The sequence below is a fragment of the Sphaerisporangium rubeum genome (genome assembly GCF_014207705.1).
Taxonomy (GTDB): Bacteria; Actinomycetota; Actinomycetes; order Streptosporangiales; family Streptosporangiaceae; genus Sphaerisporangium; species Sphaerisporangium rubeum.
On the sequence record NZ_JACHIU010000001.1, the window covers coordinates 7,137,967 to 7,154,519 of the forward strand.

15 protein-coding genes and 1 riboswitch are annotated in these 16,553 nt (G+C 69.4%); of the genes, 5 read left to right on the plus strand and 10 right to left on the minus strand.

Going from position 1 to position 16,553, the window contains the following annotated elements; translation table 11 throughout:
* Positions 1-47 precede the first annotated feature (47 nt).
* Together BJ992_RS34070 and BJ992_RS30310 are read left to right on the plus strand one after the other, a co-directional pair.
* Complete coding sequence (locus BJ992_RS34070) at positions 48-722, plus strand: energy-coupling factor transporter transmembrane component T family protein (RefSeq protein ID WP_281390497.1); 675 nt, start codon at positions 48-50, stop codon at positions 720-722.
* 235 nt (positions 723-957) lie between these two features.
* Positions 958-2,604 (plus strand): DNA repair helicase XPB, encoded by a 1,647-nt coding sequence (locus tag BJ992_RS30310; RefSeq protein WP_184986799.1) that lies wholly within the window; start codon positions 958-960, stop codon positions 2,602-2,604.
* A gap of 236 nt (positions 2,605-2,840) precedes the next feature.
* On the opposite strand, the gene BJ992_RS30315 is transcribed toward BJ992_RS30310, so the two are convergent.
* Entirely contained in the window at positions 2,841-3,182 is a 342-nt protein-coding gene (locus BJ992_RS30315; RefSeq protein ID WP_184986801.1) for a hypothetical protein, read from the minus strand.
* Between the two features lie 167 nt (positions 3,183-3,349).
* Between BJ992_RS30315 and BJ992_RS30320 the strand changes: the two genes are divergently transcribed.
* Together BJ992_RS30320 and BJ992_RS30325 are read left to right on the plus strand one after the other, a co-directional pair.
* Complete coding sequence (locus tag BJ992_RS30320; protein WP_184986803.1) at positions 3,350-5,500, plus strand: HelD family protein; 2,151 nt, start codon at positions 3,350-3,352, stop codon at positions 5,498-5,500.
* A gap of 35 nt (positions 5,501-5,535) precedes the next feature.
* The gene (locus BJ992_RS30325) at positions 5,536-5,982 is read left to right on the plus strand and encodes a GNAT family N-acetyltransferase (protein WP_184986805.1); all 447 of its coding nucleotides are present in this window, start codon (positions 5,536-5,538) and stop codon (positions 5,980-5,982) included.
* A 152-nt stretch (positions 5,983-6,134) separates the two neighbouring features.
* Here BJ992_RS30325 and groL read toward each other — a convergent pair whose 3' ends face one another.
* From groL to BJ992_RS30350, 5 genes are all read right to left on the minus strand, one after another.
* Complete coding sequence (groL, locus tag BJ992_RS30330; RefSeq protein ID WP_184986807.1) at positions 6,135-7,760, minus strand: chaperonin GroEL; 1,626 nt, start codon at positions 7,758-7,760, stop codon at positions 6,135-6,137.
* Between the two features lie 386 nt (positions 7,761-8,146).
* On the minus strand, positions 8,147-8,347 hold the full coding sequence (locus BJ992_RS30335) for a cold-shock protein (protein WP_114033242.1): 201 nt from the start codon (positions 8,345-8,347) through the stop codon (positions 8,147-8,149).
* A 349-nt stretch (positions 8,348-8,696) separates the two neighbouring features.
* Positions 8,697-8,972 carry a MoaD/ThiS family protein gene (locus BJ992_RS30340; RefSeq protein WP_184986809.1) on the minus strand — a complete coding sequence of 92 codons (276 nt, stop codon included), beginning with the start codon at positions 8,970-8,972 and terminating at the stop codon, positions 8,697-8,699.
* 14 nt (positions 8,973-8,986) lie between these two features.
* Positions 8,987-10,282 (minus strand): threonine synthase, encoded by a 1,296-nt coding sequence (thrC, locus tag BJ992_RS30345; RefSeq protein ID WP_184986811.1) that lies wholly within the window; start codon positions 10,280-10,282, stop codon positions 8,987-8,989.
* A gap of 16 nt (positions 10,283-10,298) precedes the next feature.
* A riboswitch (SAM riboswitch) is annotated at positions 10,299-10,463 on the minus strand.
* Positions 10,464-10,603: 140 nt separating this feature from the next.
* On the minus strand, positions 10,604-11,167 hold the full coding sequence (locus BJ992_RS30350; RefSeq protein WP_184986813.1) for an RNA polymerase sigma factor: 564 nt from the start codon (positions 11,165-11,167) through the stop codon (positions 10,604-10,606).
* 164 nt (positions 11,168-11,331) lie between these two features.
* On the opposite strand from BJ992_RS30350, the gene BJ992_RS30355 reads away from it, so the two are divergent.
* Entirely contained in the window at positions 11,332-12,759 is a 1,428-nt protein-coding gene (locus BJ992_RS30355; RefSeq protein ID WP_184986815.1) for an alpha,alpha-trehalose-phosphate synthase (UDP-forming), read from the plus strand.
* A 52-nt stretch (positions 12,760-12,811) separates the two neighbouring features.
* Here BJ992_RS30355 and otsB read toward each other — a convergent pair whose 3' ends face one another.
* The 4 genes from otsB to BJ992_RS30375 all read right to left on the minus strand — a co-directional run bounded on the left by otsB (position 12,812) and on the right by BJ992_RS30375 (position 16,545).
* Positions 12,812-13,615 (minus strand): trehalose-phosphatase, encoded by an 804-nt coding sequence (gene otsB, locus BJ992_RS30360; protein WP_184989344.1) that lies wholly within the window; start codon positions 13,613-13,615, stop codon positions 12,812-12,814.
* A 165-nt stretch (positions 13,616-13,780) separates the two neighbouring features.
* Positions 13,781-14,128 (minus strand): DUF3263 domain-containing protein, encoded by a 348-nt coding sequence (locus tag BJ992_RS30365; RefSeq protein ID WP_184986817.1) that lies wholly within the window; start codon positions 14,126-14,128, stop codon positions 13,781-13,783.
* Between the two features lie 385 nt (positions 14,129-14,513).
* Positions 14,514-15,524 (minus strand): ABC transporter ATP-binding protein, encoded by a 1,011-nt coding sequence (locus tag BJ992_RS30370; RefSeq protein ID WP_184986819.1) that lies wholly within the window; start codon positions 15,522-15,524, stop codon positions 14,514-14,516.
* Positions 15,508-16,545, minus strand: a complete 1,038-nt coding sequence (locus BJ992_RS30375) for an oligopeptide/dipeptide ABC transporter ATP-binding protein (protein ID WP_184986821.1) — start codon at positions 16,543-16,545, stop codon at positions 15,508-15,510. Before BJ992_RS30375 ends, BJ992_RS30370 begins: the two co-directional genes overlap by 17 nt.
* Positions 16,546-16,553 lie beyond the last annotated feature (8 nt).

Below are 16,553 nucleotides of genomic sequence, written 5' to 3' on the forward strand. Positions count from 1 at the left end.
CGTGGTATTTGTAGATCCGCTCGGACCGGCCAGGAAATGAGAAGAACGTGAGCAGCGGCACCCCGGAGCACCACGGCTGGCAGCCCCAGACCCCCCAGGACCCCTACGGCGGCCAGTACGGCAACCACGGTGGTCAGCCCTCGTACGGCCAGCCCCAGGACCAGGGTGGCTACGGCCAGCATGGGTACGGCCAGCAGGGGTACGGCCAGCCTCAGGACCAGCCCGCTTACGGTCAACAGGGATACGACCAGCAGGGATACGGTCAGCCGGGCTATGGACAGCCTCACGAGCAGCAGGGTTACGGTCAGCCTGGGTACGGCCAGCCCGGATACGCGTCGGCCCCTGACTACGGCCAGCCCGGCTACGGCCAGTCCTACGACCCGCAGTACGCCGCGTACGGCCAGCCCGGATATGGCTACCAGCAGCCGTACGGCCCGCCGAAGTACGGCGACCAGGGCCCCCGCACGCACGCCATCGTCGCACTCGTCATCAGCATCATCCTGGCCCTGAGCTGCTACGTCTCCCTCGGCGGCATCGCCGGCGCCATCCTCTCCGGCATAGCACTCGGCAAGGCCGAGACCGAGCCCCACCGTGCGCGCTCCCTGCTCAAGTGGTGCTGGATCGCCATCGGGATCAACGTGGTCCTGCTGATCGTCGGCATCGCGCTGATCGTCTTCCTCGGCGTCAACGGCGCCTTCACCCCCGACGGCCTCTCCAGCTGACCCACCGCACGACGGCGCCGGCCTCACCGCACACCGTCCCGCCGCCGATTCCGGCACCCCCGGGGTACGGGGAGTGGTCGTCGAGCGGAAGACACGGCGTCGGAACCCGAGTAACGCGTGTGCGGCGGGTGTCGGTCAAGGGATCGGCAAACGGGACTGAACCGGCTTCTAGTCTTGTTGGATAGCGGGTGGGCCGGGTTGCGGTCCTTCGGCGGCGCCGGGGAGGAGAGGGACCGTGTCTGATGGGCCGTTGATCGTGCAGTCTGACAAGACCTTGTTGCTGGAGGTCGGGCATGCGAGGGCGGACGACTGCCGGAAGGCGATCGCGCCGTTCGCGGAGTTGGAGCGGGCTCCTGAGCATGTGCACACCTATCGGGTGACGCCGCTGGCGTTGTGGAACGCTCGGGCGGCGGGGCATGACGCGGAGCAGGTGGTGGATGCGCTGATCTCGTTCAGCCGGTATCCGGTGCCGCACGCGTTGCTGGTGGATGTGGCCGAGACGATGTCGCGGTACGGACGGCTGCGGCTGGAGAACACCGGGCATCACGGGCTGGTGCTGACCAGTACGGACAAGGCGGTGCTCGCGGAGGTGCTGCGGGCCAGGAAGATCCAGCCGATGCTCGGGGAGCGCATCGGTGAGGACTCGGTGGTGGTGCATCCGAGTGAACGCGGCAACATCAAGCAGGCGTTGCTGAAGATCGGCTGGCCGGCCGAGGACCTCGCGGGGTACGTCGACGGCGAGAAGCACCGGATCGCGCTCAACGAGGACACATGGGATCTGCGTCCCTACCAGCGCGAGGCGGCGGACGCGTTCTGGCACGGCGGCTCGGGGGTCGTGGTGCTGCCGTGCGGCGCGGGGAAGACGATCGTCGGCGCGGCGGCGATGGCGCACGCGCAGGCCACCACACTCATCCTGGTGACCAACACGGTGTCGGCGCACCAGTGGAAGCAGGAGTTGCTGCGCCGCACGTCGCTGACCGAGGACGAGATCGGGGAGTACACCGGGAACAAGAAGGAGATCAGGCCGGTCACCATCGCCACCTACCAGGTGATGACGACCAAGCGGCAGGGCACCTACCGCCACCTGGAGCTGTTCGACGCGCGCGACTGGGGCCTGGTCATCTACGACGAGGTCCATCTGCTGCCGGCGCCGATCTTCCGCATGACGGCCGACCTGCAGGCGAGGCGCCGCGTCGGCCTGACCGCGACGCTGGTGCGTGAGGACGGCCGCGAGGGTGACGTGTTCTCGCTGATCGGCCCGAAGCGGTACGACGCGCCGTGGAAGGAGATGGAGAACCAGGGGTGGATCGCGCCGGCCGACTGTGTCGAGGTGCGGGTGACGCTGACCGACGACGAGCGGCTGGCGTACGCGATGGCCGAGGCCGAGGAGCGGTACCGCTTCTGCGCCACGACGCCGTCCAAGACGCGGGTCACCGAGCACCTGGTGCGGCGGCACGCCGGTGAGCAGGTGCTGGTGATCGGCCAGTACATCGACCAGCTCGACGAGCTCGCCGACCACCTGAACGCGCCGGTGATCAAGGGAGAGACGCGGATCAAGGAGCGGGAACGGCTGTACCAGGCGTTCCGCGACAAGGAGATCCAGGTCCTGGTGGTGTCGAAGGTCGCGAACTTCTCCATCGACCTGCCGGAGGCGTCGGTGGCGATCCAGGTGTCGGGGACGTTCGGGTCGCGCCAGGAGGAGGCGCAGCGCCTCGGCCGGGTGCTGCGGCCGAAGGCGGACGGCGGCGGCGCGCGGTTCTACAGCGTGGTCAGCCGGGACACCATCGACCAGGATTTCGCGGCGCACCGGCAGCGGTTCCTGGCCGAACAGGGTTATGCCTACGAAATCATCGACGCGGACGACGTGCTCGCCAGCGAATGATGCTCGCTGCGCGGCACGTCGCCGGCTCCCCCCGGACACCGCCCGTGGAATTCCCCCCTCGGGCGGCGGGCATTCAGGTCCAGGAAATACCGTAGGCCCTGTTCAACCGCGTCACCCCCTCGCGTATTGGCTGCCACGCACGCCAACTGCGACATACCCCATGATCTAACCAAATCACAAGGTTTGTCCCGCTTTTTGGGGATTTTGGTATGTACTAACGGACCGTGTCGGTGACATCACCGACCGACTAACCCGCCGACGTAAAGCACACCCAACGCCAAAAGCCAAGAAGCGGTCGCGACCATCATCAGCACGAACGACTTTTCTGGATATCTACGCATTAGCGGCGGCAGCAAGCCGATGACCGTGCAGGTCGCCGCGAGGAAAGCGAACAGCCCGGACAGCGTGGAGACCACCACGAGGCGGTCCACGCACGACTGCGGCGACTCCGTCCGGCCGCAGAACGCCGACAGCCCCCAGCCGGCGAGGACCGAGAGCGTCCACAGCCCGCCGAGCACCAGGTTGGCCATGGCGGGGATGACCGGCGAGACCGTCATCTTCTCGGTGCGCGTCGTCACCTCCACGGCGTACCCAAAAGCCAAGAGCGGGCAAACTCCAGAAAAGCACTGGATCGACCGGCCGCAGGTGGACCCGGCCGATATTCAGATGCCGGTGCGACCAGCGGCGCGTAGGCTGGTGGGTTCGCGCATCCGTCGAATCCACCCCTCCCAAGGAGCACTTCAGCATGCCGGGACATCGACTGGCCCCCGACATACCCGACGACCAGACCGCACACCGAAGCGACGCCGGTGACCGGTCCACGCTCGACAGCACCGGCGACACCGGCGACCGGGACACGCTCGACAGCACCGGCGACACCGGCGACCGGGACACGCTCGGCGACACCGGCGATCCCGTGGCCGTGCTCGACGGCGAACGCCGGCACCTCGCCGCCTCCCGGGCCGCTCTGCGGGCCATGCGTGAGCACGCGCAGTCGCTGTCCGCCGACGCCGCGGGAGACTGGGTGTCGCAGCAGGTTCTGCAGAACCTGCTCGACCAGCGGGTGGCGGCGCTCGCCGACCACGCCGACACGCCGCTGTTCTTCGGCCGGCTCGACCGGTTCGCCGCCGACGACCTCCCCGGCACCGTCCACGTCGGCCGCCGCCACGTGCACGACGACCGCAGCAGGCCCCTGGTGATCGACTGGCGCGCGCCGATCTCCCGCGCCTTCTACCAGGCGAGGCCGGCCGACCCGATGGGGGTGCGGCTGCGCCGCCGGTTCGGCTTCCGCGGGGGGGAGCTGACGGCGTTCGAGGACGAGCCGCTGGACGAGGGTGCGCCGATCGAGCAGTCAAGGATCCTCACCGAGGAGATCGAACGGCCGCGCACCGGGCCCATGCGCGACATCGTCGCCACCATCCAGCCCGACCAGGACGAGATCGTCCGCGAGGACCTCGGCCGCACGGTGTGCGTGCAGGGAGCCCCAGGCACCGGCAAGACCGCCGTCGGCCTGCACCGGGCCGCGTACCTGCTGTTCACCCACCGCGAGAAGCTCGCCAGGTCCGGTGTCACGATCGTCGGCCCGAACGGCGCGTTCCTGTCGTACATCTCCTCGGTGCTCCCCGCGCTCGGCGAGGTGAAGGTCGACCAGACCACCGTGACCGGCATGCTCGGCGGCCACGCGGCCCCCGAGGACCCCGCCGTCGCCGCCGTCAAGGGTGACGCGCGCATGGCGCCGGTGCTGCGCCGCGCGTTGTGGCTGCACATCAACAAACCCGAGGACGGCCTGCTCATCACCCGGGGTGCCAGCCGCTTCCGGGTCGCCGACCACGAGGTACGCGAGATCGTCGCCTCGCTGCGCGGCACCACCCGGTACGGCCCCGGCCGCGCCGCGCTCGCGCAGCGGCTCGCGCACACCGTGCTGGTGCGCATGGAACAGCGCGGCGAGTCCCCCGACGACCGGGTGCAGGACGCGGTCGCGCGCTCCGCGCCGGTCAAGCGACTCCTCGACCAGGTCTGGCCGAAGCTCGTCCCCGCGCAGGTGCTGTTCCGCCTGCTCTCCGACGAGGCGTTCCTCACCGCCGCCGCCAAGAACGACCTCACCGCCGAGGAACGGCAGACGCTGCTGTGGCGCAAGCCGCCACGTTCCTGGAAGTCCGCCAAGTGGTCCGCCGCCGACGGCGCGCTGCTCGACGAACTGGCCGACCTCATCGAGCGCACCCCGACCATCGGCCACCTCGTGGTGGACGAGGCGCAGGACCTCTCCGCGATGCAGCTGCGCGCGCTCGGCCGCCGTTGCCGCACCGGCTCGGCCACCGTGCTCGGCGACCTCGCACAGGGCACCACACCGTGGTCGGCCCGCTCGTGGACCGACGTCCTCACCCACCTCGGCACCGAAGGCGTGGTCACCGAGCTGACTCTCGGCTTCCGCGTGCCGCGCGAGGTCCTCGACTTCGCCGCGCGCCTGCTGCCGTCCATCGCTCCCGATCTCGCCGCACCCCGTTCGCTGCGGCCCGGCGCCGGTTCGCTGACCGTGCGGCCGTCCGCCGACGTCCTCACCGACCTCGCCGCCGCCGTGCGCGGCGTGCTCGGCCACGAGGGCTCGGTCGGCGTCATCACCGCCGACGCCGCGGCCCCCGCCGCCTCCGCCGCGCTCACCACCGCGCAGGTGGAGCACGACGTGCTCACCCCCGACGGCACGCCGGCGCACCGGGTGTGCGTGATCCCGGCCTCACTCGCCAAGGGCCTCGAATACGACCACGTCGTCGTGCTCGAACCGGCCGACATCGCCGACGCCGAACTGCGCGGCCTCGCGCGGCTGTACGTGGTGCTCACCCGCGCGGTGACCACCCTCACTCTGCTGCACACCCGGCCCCTGCCGGGCCTGTTGGGCTGATCGTCCCGATCGCGGCTCTTGCTACGTTCTACGACATGAGCGAATCGAATCTCGTGCTGCGTCCCGCCGTGGAAGGCGACGTCGAGGCGGTGCTGCGTTTCTGGCTGGTCGCGGGGGAGAACACCGATCGGCACGACACCGCCGACGGTGTCAGGCGGCTGATCGCACGAGACCCCGAGGCGCTGGTGATCGCCGAGCTGGACGGCCGCATGGTCGGCACGTTGATCGCGGGCTGGGACGGGTGGCGCTGCCACCTGTACCGCCTCGCGGTCGACCCGGAGGCCCGCCGCCGCGGCGTCGCACGCACGTTGCTCGCCGCCGCCGAGGAGCGCTTCGCCGAGCTCGGCGGCCTGCGTTCCGACGCCATGGTCATCAACGAGAACGTCCTCGCACACCAGGCGTGGACCGCGCTCGGCTATCGGCAGCAGAACCACGCCTCCCGCTGGGTCAAACCCCTGACCGGCGGCCACCAGACCGGCTGATCGTTGACATCGTGCCGCGCGAAACCGGCCTGGACGGGCTCCGCACCGTCACCGGACGGCGTCGCCGCGGAACGCCGAAGGGCCACCCCCGGTGATGCCGGGGATGGCCCTTTCGCGTGCTGCGGACTCAGGGAGCCCAGGTGCCGTGCGGCTCAGAAGTCCATGTCGCCGCCGCCGGGCATGGCGGGGGCGGCGGGGGTCTTCTCGGGCTTCTCGGCGATGACGGCCTCGGTGGTGAGGAACAGGGCCGCGATGGAGGCGGCGTTCTGCAGGGCCGAGCGGGTGACCTTGGCGGGGTCGATGATGCCGGACTCCAGCATGTTGACGTAGTCGCCGGTGGCGGCGTTGAGGCCGACACCCTGCTCCAGGTTGCGGACGCGCTCGACGACCACGCCGCCTTCGAGGCCGGCGTTGACGGCGATCTGCTTGAGCGGTTCCTCCAGGGCCTTGCGCACGATGGCGGCGCCGGTGGCCTCGTCGTTGAACAGCTCCAGCTTGTCGAACGCCTTGGCGCCGGCCTGGATCAGCGCGACACCGCCACCGGGGACGATGCCCTCCTCGACGGCGGCCTTGGCGTTGCGCACGGCGTCCTCGATGCGGTGCTTGCGCTCTTTGAGCTCGACCTCGGTCGCCGCACCGGCCTTGATCACCGCGACGCCGCCGGCCAGCTTGGCCAGCCGCTCCTGCAGCTTCTCACGGTCGTAGTCGGAATCGGTGTTCTCGATCTCGGCGCGGATCTGGTTCACCCGGCCGGCGATCTGCTCGGGGTCGCCGGCGCCGTCGACGATGGTCGTCTCGTCCTTGGTCACGATGACCTGACGAGCCCGGCCCAGCAGATCGAGCGACGCGGTCTCCAGCTTCAGACCCACATCCTCGCTGATCACCTGACCACCGGTCAGGGTCGCGATGTCCGCCAGCATGGCCTTGCGGCGGTCACCGAAACCCGGGGCCTTCACGGCCACGGACTTGAACAGGCCGCGGATCTTGTTGACGACCAGGGTGGCCAGGGCCTCGCCCTCGACGTCCTCGGCGATGATCACCAGCGGCTTGCCGGACTGCACGACCTTGTCGAGCAGCGGCAGCAGGTCCTTGTTGGCGGAGATCTTGGAGTTGACGACGAGGATGTAGGGGTCGTCGAGGACGGCCTCCATGCGCTCGGAGTCGGTGACGAAATAGCCGGAGATGTAGCCCTTGTCGAAGCGCATGCCCTCGGTGAGCTCGAGCTCCAGGCCGAAGGCGTTGCTCTCCTCGACGGTGATGACGCCTTCCTTGCCGACCTTGTCCATCGCCTCGGCGATCATCTCGCCGATCTGCGTGTCACCGGCCGAGATCGACGCCGTCGACGCGATCTGCTCCTTGGTCTCGACATCCTTGGCGATCTTGGACAGCTCCTCGCTGACCCGCTCGACCGCCGCCTCGATGCCCTTCTTCAACGCCATCGGGTTCGCACCCGCCGCGACATTGCGCAGACCCTCACGAACCAGCGCCTGCGCCAGCACCGTCGCCGTCGTGGTGCCGTCACCGGCCACGTCATCGGTCTTCTTGGCGACCTCCTTGACCAGCTCCGCGCCGATCTTCTCCCAAGGATCCTCCAGCTCGATCTCCTTGGCGATCGACACACCGTCGTTGGTGATCGTGGGAGCACCCCACTTCTTCTCCAGCACGACGTTGCGGCCCTTGGGACCCAAAGTCACCTTCACGGCGTCAGCGAGCTGATTCATGCCACGCTCAAGACCGCGCCTGGCGTCCTCATTGAACGCGATCATCTTGGCTGCCATACGGCTAGACCTCCCAGATACAGGGTGGCGTGCAGCGGATCGAGCCGACGCCCGCGACGGCGTAGACCCGCGCCACCACGACACCTGTCGCCGTGGATCGGCAAGCCCCATCGCCTCGATCCAGGTTGTCACTCCCGACGTGAGAGTGCCAACGAACTGTTTAGCACTCTACCCTGCCGAGTGCAAGCGGCAACCCCTATGACCTGGGCCGCGCGCGGATTTCCCCGGCCGTATGCCGAATATTGGGCATGGGTCCATGGAGGACACGAGGGATGAGGGTGACATGACGGAAGGTTCGGCCCGCGTCGTCAGGCGGGCCGAACCCCCATGCCCGCCGGCGGCAGCCAGAGGGCCTCATCGGCGGCCGGACGCTGCCGGCCGGGGCGTCACACCGTGCGCACCGACTCCGCCTGCGGGCCCTTCTGACCCTGTGTGATCTCGAACTCCACTCGCTGGCCCTGTTCGAGCGACCGGTATCCCTCGGCCAGGATCGCTGAGTAGTGGACAAAAACGTCCTTACCACCGTCTACCGCGATGAAGCCGTAGCCCTTGTCCGCGTTAAACCATTTGACGGTGCCCTGCGCCACTTTCCGACTCCTCTTGCTGGGCTCCGGACCTCGCCCACTCCTCCGCGGGGTCCGTGACCTTCGGAGCCGAGTACATGCGAACTCTCGGCTGCGTCGATCGTTATCGACCATACCTGTGACGAGGGTTGGCGCAACAGAGTCAATCCGCAGAATGCGTCTTGACGTTCGCTGTCGGCTGGACGCGACTCTTTTTTGCCGGACTTTAGTTGGTTGACAATTGCACTACACGCCTGGAGGGAGGTCGGCCCGTATCGACTTCTTTTATGATAGTGAGCCTGATGGGGGGCCCAAGACACGCGAACGCCCGTGCACCTCCCAAGGTGCACGGGCGGGGAGAGGTCGCGGAGAGTCAGCCTCCGGCCACAGCGGGGATAACCGAGATCTGCACGCCGTCCGGCGTCACAGTGTCCAGACCGTCCGCGAAACGGACATCCTCTTCTCCGACATACACGTTGACAAAACGACGGATCTTGCCCGTTTCGTCCAGAATACGAGCTCCGATTCCGGGGAAGTCGGCGTCCAGCTTCTGCAACACCTCACGAAGGGTCGCCCCTTCACCGTTCACCTCCGACGCGCCATCGGTGTAGGTACGGAGAATCGTCGGAATCCGCACAGAAACGCTCATTTACCCATGACCTTTCAGGAGTTGTCCGCGACAGCCGTGCGGAATGCGTTGAGAGACGGCCGGATGACGGCGGTCGGCCTGGCGTGCGCGGAGACCGCGTCCAGGGTCTTCAGGCCGTCGCCGGTGTTGAGCACCACGGTCTCGGCGTCCGGGTCGAGCACGCCGTTCTCGGCGAGCTTGCGCAGCACGCCGACGGTCACGCCGCCTGCCGTCTCGGCGAAAATGCCCTCGGTGCGCGCGAGCAGCCGGATGGCGTCCACGATCTCGGCGTCGGTGACGTCCTCGACCGCTCCCCCGGTGCGGCGCGCGATGTCGAGCACGTACGGCCCGTCGGCGGGGTTGCCGATGGCGAGCGACTTGGCGATCGTGTCGGGCTTGACCGGCCGCACGATGTCGTGGCCGGCCTTGAACGCCGCCGCGACCGGCGAGCAGCCCTCGGCCTGCGCACCGAAGATCTTGTACGGCTTGTCCTCGACGAGACCGAGCTTGATCAGCTCCCGGAAGCCCTTGTCGACCTTGGTGAGCTGCGACCCCGAGGCGATGGGGATGACGATCTGGTCCGGGATGCGCCAGCCGAGCTGCTCGGCTATCTCGAAGGCCAGTGTCTTGGAACCCTCGCCGTAGAACGGCCGCAGGTTGACGTTGACGAAACCCCACTTCTCGCCGAGCGGGTCGCCGATCAGCTCGGAACAGAAGCGGTTGACGTCGTCGTAGGTGCCTTCGATGCCGACCAGCCTGCCGCCGTACACCGAGGCCATGACGATCTTGGCCTCCTCCAGGTCCGCCGGGATGAACACGCAGGCGTCGAGCCCGGCCCGCGCCGCCGCGGCGGTGACCGCGCCGGCGAGGTTGCCGGTGGAGGAACAGGACAGGGTGTGGAACCCGAAGGTGCGCGCCGCCTCAAGGGCGATCGCCACGACCCGGTCCTTGAACGAGTGGGTGGGGTTACCCGAGTCGTCCTTGACGTGCAGGCTGCGCAGGCCGAGTTCGCGCGCGAGGTTGTCGGCCTTGACGAGCTTGGTCCACCCGGGGGCGAGGTTGCGCTTGGTCAGGACGTCGGACGGCACCGGCAGCAGCGAACGGTACCGCCAGATGTTCGCCGGCCCCGCCTCGATCTGGCGCCGCGTCACCGTGGCCGCGGGGCCGTCGCCGGGGGAAGTCCAGGTGTAGGCCACTTCGAGTGGCCCGAAACACTCGATACAGGCGAAGCTCGGGCCGAGTGGGTACCGGGTGCCGCATTCGCGGCACGAGAGCGCCACGGCGGGTCCGAAGTCGAGGGTGGTCGTTGTCTCAGCGGTCGCGAGCACCATGAAGAAGAGGCCTTTCTCCTCATCTGCACCTGCGGCCACCGTGGCCGCAGGCCGGAATTGGCACCTGTCCCGGCTGGTCTCTACGGGTCGGACACGCGTCGTTCGGCAGACGCGGATGACCACAGCCGGGAGGGTTGCCGGGGCTTCGCAGGGCCGGTCCCTCCACCCCTCTGGATGAGCACATATGAAGTTGTCGGCCTGTCCGGCGGCAGGGCCGGACGAGCGCCACTAGCACTGTACCTCGGACGTCCATGCCCCTGACCAGGCGTCTCAATCAACGAGACGCACCGGAGGGGTCACGCCGGGGTGGTGCCGGGGTCGTCAGGCGGGGCCGCCGTAGGCGTCGCCGAGCGCCGCCTGAATGTACTTCCTCGCCTGGTGGATGCGTGATTTGGCCGTTCCGAGCGGGATGCCGAGCTGCTCGGCGACCTCGTTGTAGTCGAGCTGGCAGAAGTCACGCAACACCAACGCCTGGGCCAGATCCGGTTTGTCCGCCTCCAGCGCCTCCATCGCGTCCAGCAGGTCCAGCCGGGACCCGGCGATGACGCTGACCCGCCGCGGATCGGCCCTCATCTGCGGCAGCTCCTCCGACGACTGCTCGGCCGCGCGGCGCTTCAGCCCGCGGTAGGTGGTGCGCGCGCAGTTGGCCGTCACGATGTGCAGCCAGGTGGAGAAACGCGCTCGGCCCTCGAAGCGCGCGATGTTGCGCGCCACCGCGAGCAACGTATCCTGGCAAGCCTCTTCGGCGTCCTGGCGGAAAGGCAGGAACCGTGAACAGTGGCGCATGACCTCAGGCTCGACACGGCGCAGAAGCTCACCGAGCGCACGGTGGTCGCCTTGGGCCGCGGCACGAGCCAGCTCTTCGGTCGTCTCGTCAAGCACCATGCCTGAGCCCCTCCCGGCAACCCGAGCGTTGTCCCCGCCTGGCCACCCATCCATCTTATTGAAGGCGTAAATTTTATTGACCCGGTGACCACGCGCGCAGCGCAGCGGAGAGGAACGGCGAGGGGACGACCGCCGCACGGCGGACGAGGAATGGTGATGCTCGCATGAACACAGTCCTACTGGCTTCGAACCGGGGTCCCGTGTCGTTCATTCTCGCGGACGACGGCACACTCACCATGCGCCGCGGCGGTGGCGGCATGGTCTCGGGGCTGCAGGAGGTCGCCAGGACCTCCGACCTGCTGTGGGTGTGCGCGGCACTGAGCGACGGCGACCGCAGCGCCGTGCGTCTGGCGCCGAGCGGCCGCCTGGACCAGGCGGGGTACGACACCGGTGCGGTGCGCATGCTCGACATCCCGCCGGCGACCTTCCACCGTGCCTACAACGCGGTGGCCAACTCGACGCTGTGGTTCGTCAACCACCTGCTGTACGACATCCCGAACTCCCCGCACTTCGACATGCGGTTCCGCCGCGAGTGGGAGTCCTACCGCGACTACAACGCCGCGTTCGCGCTGGCGCTCGCCGAGGAGGCCGCGCACGGGGCCCGCGTGATGATCCAGGACTACCATCTGACCCTCGCCCCCGCGATGCTGCGCGTCGAGCGGCCCGACCTGCGCATCGGCCACTTCTCCCACACCCCGTGGGCCCCGCCGGAGTACTTCTCGCTGCTTCCCGACGACATCGCCGCCGAGTTGCTGTCCGGCATCCTGGCCGCCGACCGCGCGGGGTTCCTCGCGGGTCGCTGGGCCGCGTCCTTCATGGACTGCTGCGAGGAGCTGCTCGGCGCGCACGTCGACCGCGCGGCGCGCACCGTGACGTACGACGGCCGCACCACCCGCGTGGGGGTGCATGCGCTCGGGGTGGACGGCGACGCGCTGTGGGCCCGAGCGCTCGAACCGGACGTCGAGTCGCACATGCACGCGCTGCGCGAGCGGGTCGGTGACCGCCGGCTCATCGTGCGCATCGACCGCACCGAGCTGTCCAAGAACATCGTGCGCGGCCTGTACGCCTACCGGCAGTTCCTGGCCGACCATCCCGAGTGGCACGGCAAAGTGGTGCATCTCGCCTTCGCCTACCCGTCGCGGCACGACCTGCCGGAGTACCGCGAGTACACGGCGGCCGTGCAGCGGTGCGCCACCGAGATCGAGGACGAGTTCGGCAGCGAGGACTGGGACCCGCTGATACTCAACGTGGACGACGACTACGCGCGCTCGCTCGCCGCGTACCGCATGGCCGACGTGCTGCTGGTCAACCCCATCAGGGACGGCATGAACCTCGTCGCCAAGGAGGGCCCCATCCTGTCGCCGCACTGCGCGCTCGTACTGTCGAGGGAGGCCGGCGCCGCCGCCGAGCTCGGCGCGGACGCGCTGGTCGTCAACCCCTACGACGTGTCCGGCACGGCCGACGCGCTGCACGAGGCCCTGCTGCTCCCCGAGGAGGAGCGCGCCAAGCGCGGCGCGCGCCTGCGCGCCGCCGCCACGGCACTGCCTCCGAGCCGCTGGTTCGCCGACCAGCTCACCGCGCTGGAGCACTGACCCGCAGGCGCGGCCCGTCCGGCGCCGGAGCACCGGACCCGGCGGTCGCGGCCTACCGCGCGCGGTGCTCGATGGCCGAGGCGAGGGCCGACAGCAGTTCCGCCACCCCGGCGGGGCCCTCCACCACCACGTCGGCGCGGCCGGCGAGCTCGGTCACCTCGGCCGACGCGCTGCACACCGTCACACCTGGCAGCCCCGAGGCGCGCACGGCCTCGAAGGCCGCGAGGTCGCCGAGGTCGTCCCCCGCGAAAAGCACCGAGCGGGCCCCGCGCTCGTCGAGGAACGCGCCGAGCGCGCGGCCCTTGTCCATGCCGGTGGGCCGGATCTCGATGACCAGCCGTCCCGGCTCGACGGCGAGACCGGTCTCGTCGGCGAGCTCGGCGAGCGGCTCGCGCAGCAGGCGCAGCGCACCCTCGGGGTCGGCGGCCCTGCGGGTGTGCACGGCGAGCGCGCGGCCCTTGTCCTCGATGCCGACGCCGGAGTCGCCGTCCCTGGTGATCGGCAGGCCGAGCGACTCGATGAGGGCCGGCAGCTCGGCGCGCACCCGGACCACGCCTGGCGGCGGTGGCGGCGAGGTGACCTGGCCGTCCTGCCAGCGCTCAAGGCCGTACTGGCCGAGCACCACGAGACCCGGCACGTCGGCGAGACCCGGCCCGCCGGCCACCTCGCCGTACGCGACCGCGGTGGCCGCGGGACGGCCGGTGACGACGACCACCGCGCCGACCAGGGCACCGAGGCGGGCCAGCGCCGCCGCGGCGCGGGGGTCGACGCGCGCGTCGGCGGGGTCGGGGACGATGGGGGACAGCGTGCCGTCGAAGTCCACACCGATGACCGCACCCGCGGGGTCCGCGGTCATGGCGGCGAAACCGGGGATGTCCGGCAAACCATGAGGATTCACTCGATCAGCTCTACCCTTCGCACCACGGCCGCATGCCACGGCCGTACGTCTCCTCAGGGACGGTTACTCAAGCACGGGTCCTCAAGCACGGGTCCTCAAGCACGGGGGACCGGACGGCCCCGGCTACGGACGCATGCCGAACCGGCGGGCCGCGCGCTCGCGGCGGCGCGCGTCGCGCAGGCGCTGGAGCCGCTTCACCGTCATCGGGTCGAACGCCATGGCCTCCGGCCGGGTGATCAACTGGCCGAGCAACTGGTAGTAGCGGGTGGCCGAGATATCGAACCTCTCGCGGATCGCCTGCTCCTTGGCGCCGGGATGCCGCCACCACTGGCGCTCGAAGCCCAGCAGCTCACGCTCGCGGTCGGTCAGCTCCCCGGAGTTGTCGGCCTGCGCGTCAGGAACCTGCTCCGCGGCGGCGGAGACGGGACGTACCTCGGGGTCGCCGTCACCGCGCTCGGGGGCGGTGTCCATGGTGTCCTCCTCGGTCGGGCACACGCGGGACGCGGACGGCACGCCGGGGCCACGGCGCGCGTGCGTGGCAATCGTAGTCGGGAAACCGCCGCCGTTCATGACAGTCGAGACACTTCGGAAAGCGCCACCGCGTACGCCGCGTCCCGCGCACGCGCCAGGCGATCATTACTCTCCGCCGACCTTCCGCGTGCCCTTTCGTGGACCGCCGGTGGGTACTGTCGCAGCGTTCACATGACGTGGTCACTACGGACGCCAGACGTCCGGGTGAGGAAACGTCGGCGCGGCAAGCACCCGCGCCGGCCCGCGTCCCGGCCAGGCGCGGGGTCCGGGACGCGCGGGACCCTCCACAGGCAAGGCCCGTGGAGGGTCCCGTCATGTGACCACCTCAGACGTGGATGACGTCCTGCGCGTCGGCGAAGTGGCAGGCACTGGCGTGGTTGCCGTCCCTGATCTCCAGCAGCGGTTCCTTCTCCGCGCAGATGTCCTGCGCCTTCCAGCACCGCGTGCGGAACCGGCAGCCGGACGGCGGGTCGGCCGGCGACGGCGGGTCACCCTGCAGGATGATCCGCTCGCGCTGCTCGCGTCCCACCGGGTCAGGCACCGGCACCGCCGACAGCAGCGCCTGGGTGTACGGGTGGGCCGACCGCTCGTAGATCGCGTCGTCCTTCCCCAGCTCGACGATCTTGCCGAGGTACATCACCGCGACCCGGTCGGAGATGTGCCGCACCACCGACAGGTCGTGCGCGATGAAGATGTACGCGAGGTTGAACTCGGTCTGGAGCCGGTCGAGCAGGTTCATCACCTGCGCCTGGATCGACACGTCGAGCGCCGACACCGGCTCGTCGCAGACCAGGATCTCCGGCTGGAGCGCGAGGCCTCTGGCGATGCCGATGCGCTGGCGCTGGCCGCCGGAGAACTGGTGCGGGTACCGGTTGATGTGCTCGGGGTTGAGCCCGACCACCTCCAGCAGCTCCTGGACCTTGCGCCGCCGGTCACCCTTGGGTGCGACCTCGGAGTGGATCTCGAACGGCTCCCCGATGATGTCGCCGACCGTCATGCGCGGGTTCAGCGACGTGTAGGGGTCCTGCATGACCATCTGGATGTTGCGGCGCATGCGCTTCAGCTCGGCGCCGTGCGCTCTGGCCATGTCCTGGCCGTTGACGCGCACCTCGCCGGAGGTGGGCCGCTCCAGCGCCATCAGCAGCTTGGCGAGGGTGGACTTGCCGCACCCCGACTCGCCGACCACGCCGAGTGTCTCGCCGCGGTGCAGGTCGAAGCTGACGCCGTCCACGGCCTTGATGGCGCCGATCTGGCGCTTGAACACGATGCCCTGGGTCAGCGGGAAGTGCTTGACCAGGTCGCGTACCTGCAGGATCGGCTCAGCCGGCTGTGCCATCGAGGACCTCCCGGTAGTAGTGGCACGCACTGCTGCGCGACCCGTCGATCTCGTACAGGGGGGGTACGTCGCTCACGCAGTTCGGCTTGCGGTACGGGCAGCGGGGGTGGAAGGAACAGCCGGACGGCAGGTCCAGCAGGTTCGGCGGCAGACCCTTGATCGCGTACAGCTCCTGGCCCTTGAGGTCGACCCGGGGGATCGACTCCAGCAGGCCCTCGGTGTAGGGGTGCGCCGGGTTCTTGTACAGCTCGTACACCGGAGCGTGCTCGACGATGCGTCCGGCGTACATCACCGCGATCTTGTCGGCGACGTCGGCCACCACGCCGAGGTCGTGCGTGATCAGGATCAGGCCCATGTTGCTCTCGCGCTGCAGTTCGGCGAGCAGGTCCATGATCTGCGCCTGCACCGTCACGTCGAGCGCGGTGGTCGGCTCGTCGGCGATCAGCACCTCGGGGTCCAGCGCGATCGACATCGCGATCATGATGCGCTGGCGCATGCCGCCGGAGAACTGGTGCGGGTAGTCGTTCACCCTCTGCTTGGCGGCCGGGATGCGGACCCGGTCCATCAGCTCGACGGCCTTCTTCATGGCGTCGCGCTTGGCCATGCCGCGGTGCACGCGGAACATCTCGCTGATCTGCCAGCCCACGGTGAACACCGGGTTCAGCGCGGACAGCGCGTCCTGGAAGATCATGGCGATGCGCTGGCCGCGGACCTGGCTGCGCGCCTGGTCCGACAGCTTCAGCAGGTCGGTGCCGCGGAAGCGCACCTCCCCCTTCGGGATGCGCGCCGGCGGCATGTCGAGGATCCCCATGATCGCCTGCGCGGTCACCGACTTGCCTGAGCCGGACTCCCCGAGCACGGCGAGGGACTCCCCGGCGTTCACGGTGTAGCTGACGCCGTTGACGGCGCGGACCAGGCCCTGCCGGGTGACGAACTCCACGTGCAGGTCGTCCACCGCGAGCAGCGGCTCCGCCGCGGCGTCGGCCGCGTCGAGTTGCGTATCGATTGTCGGGTTGCTCACGTTCGGTG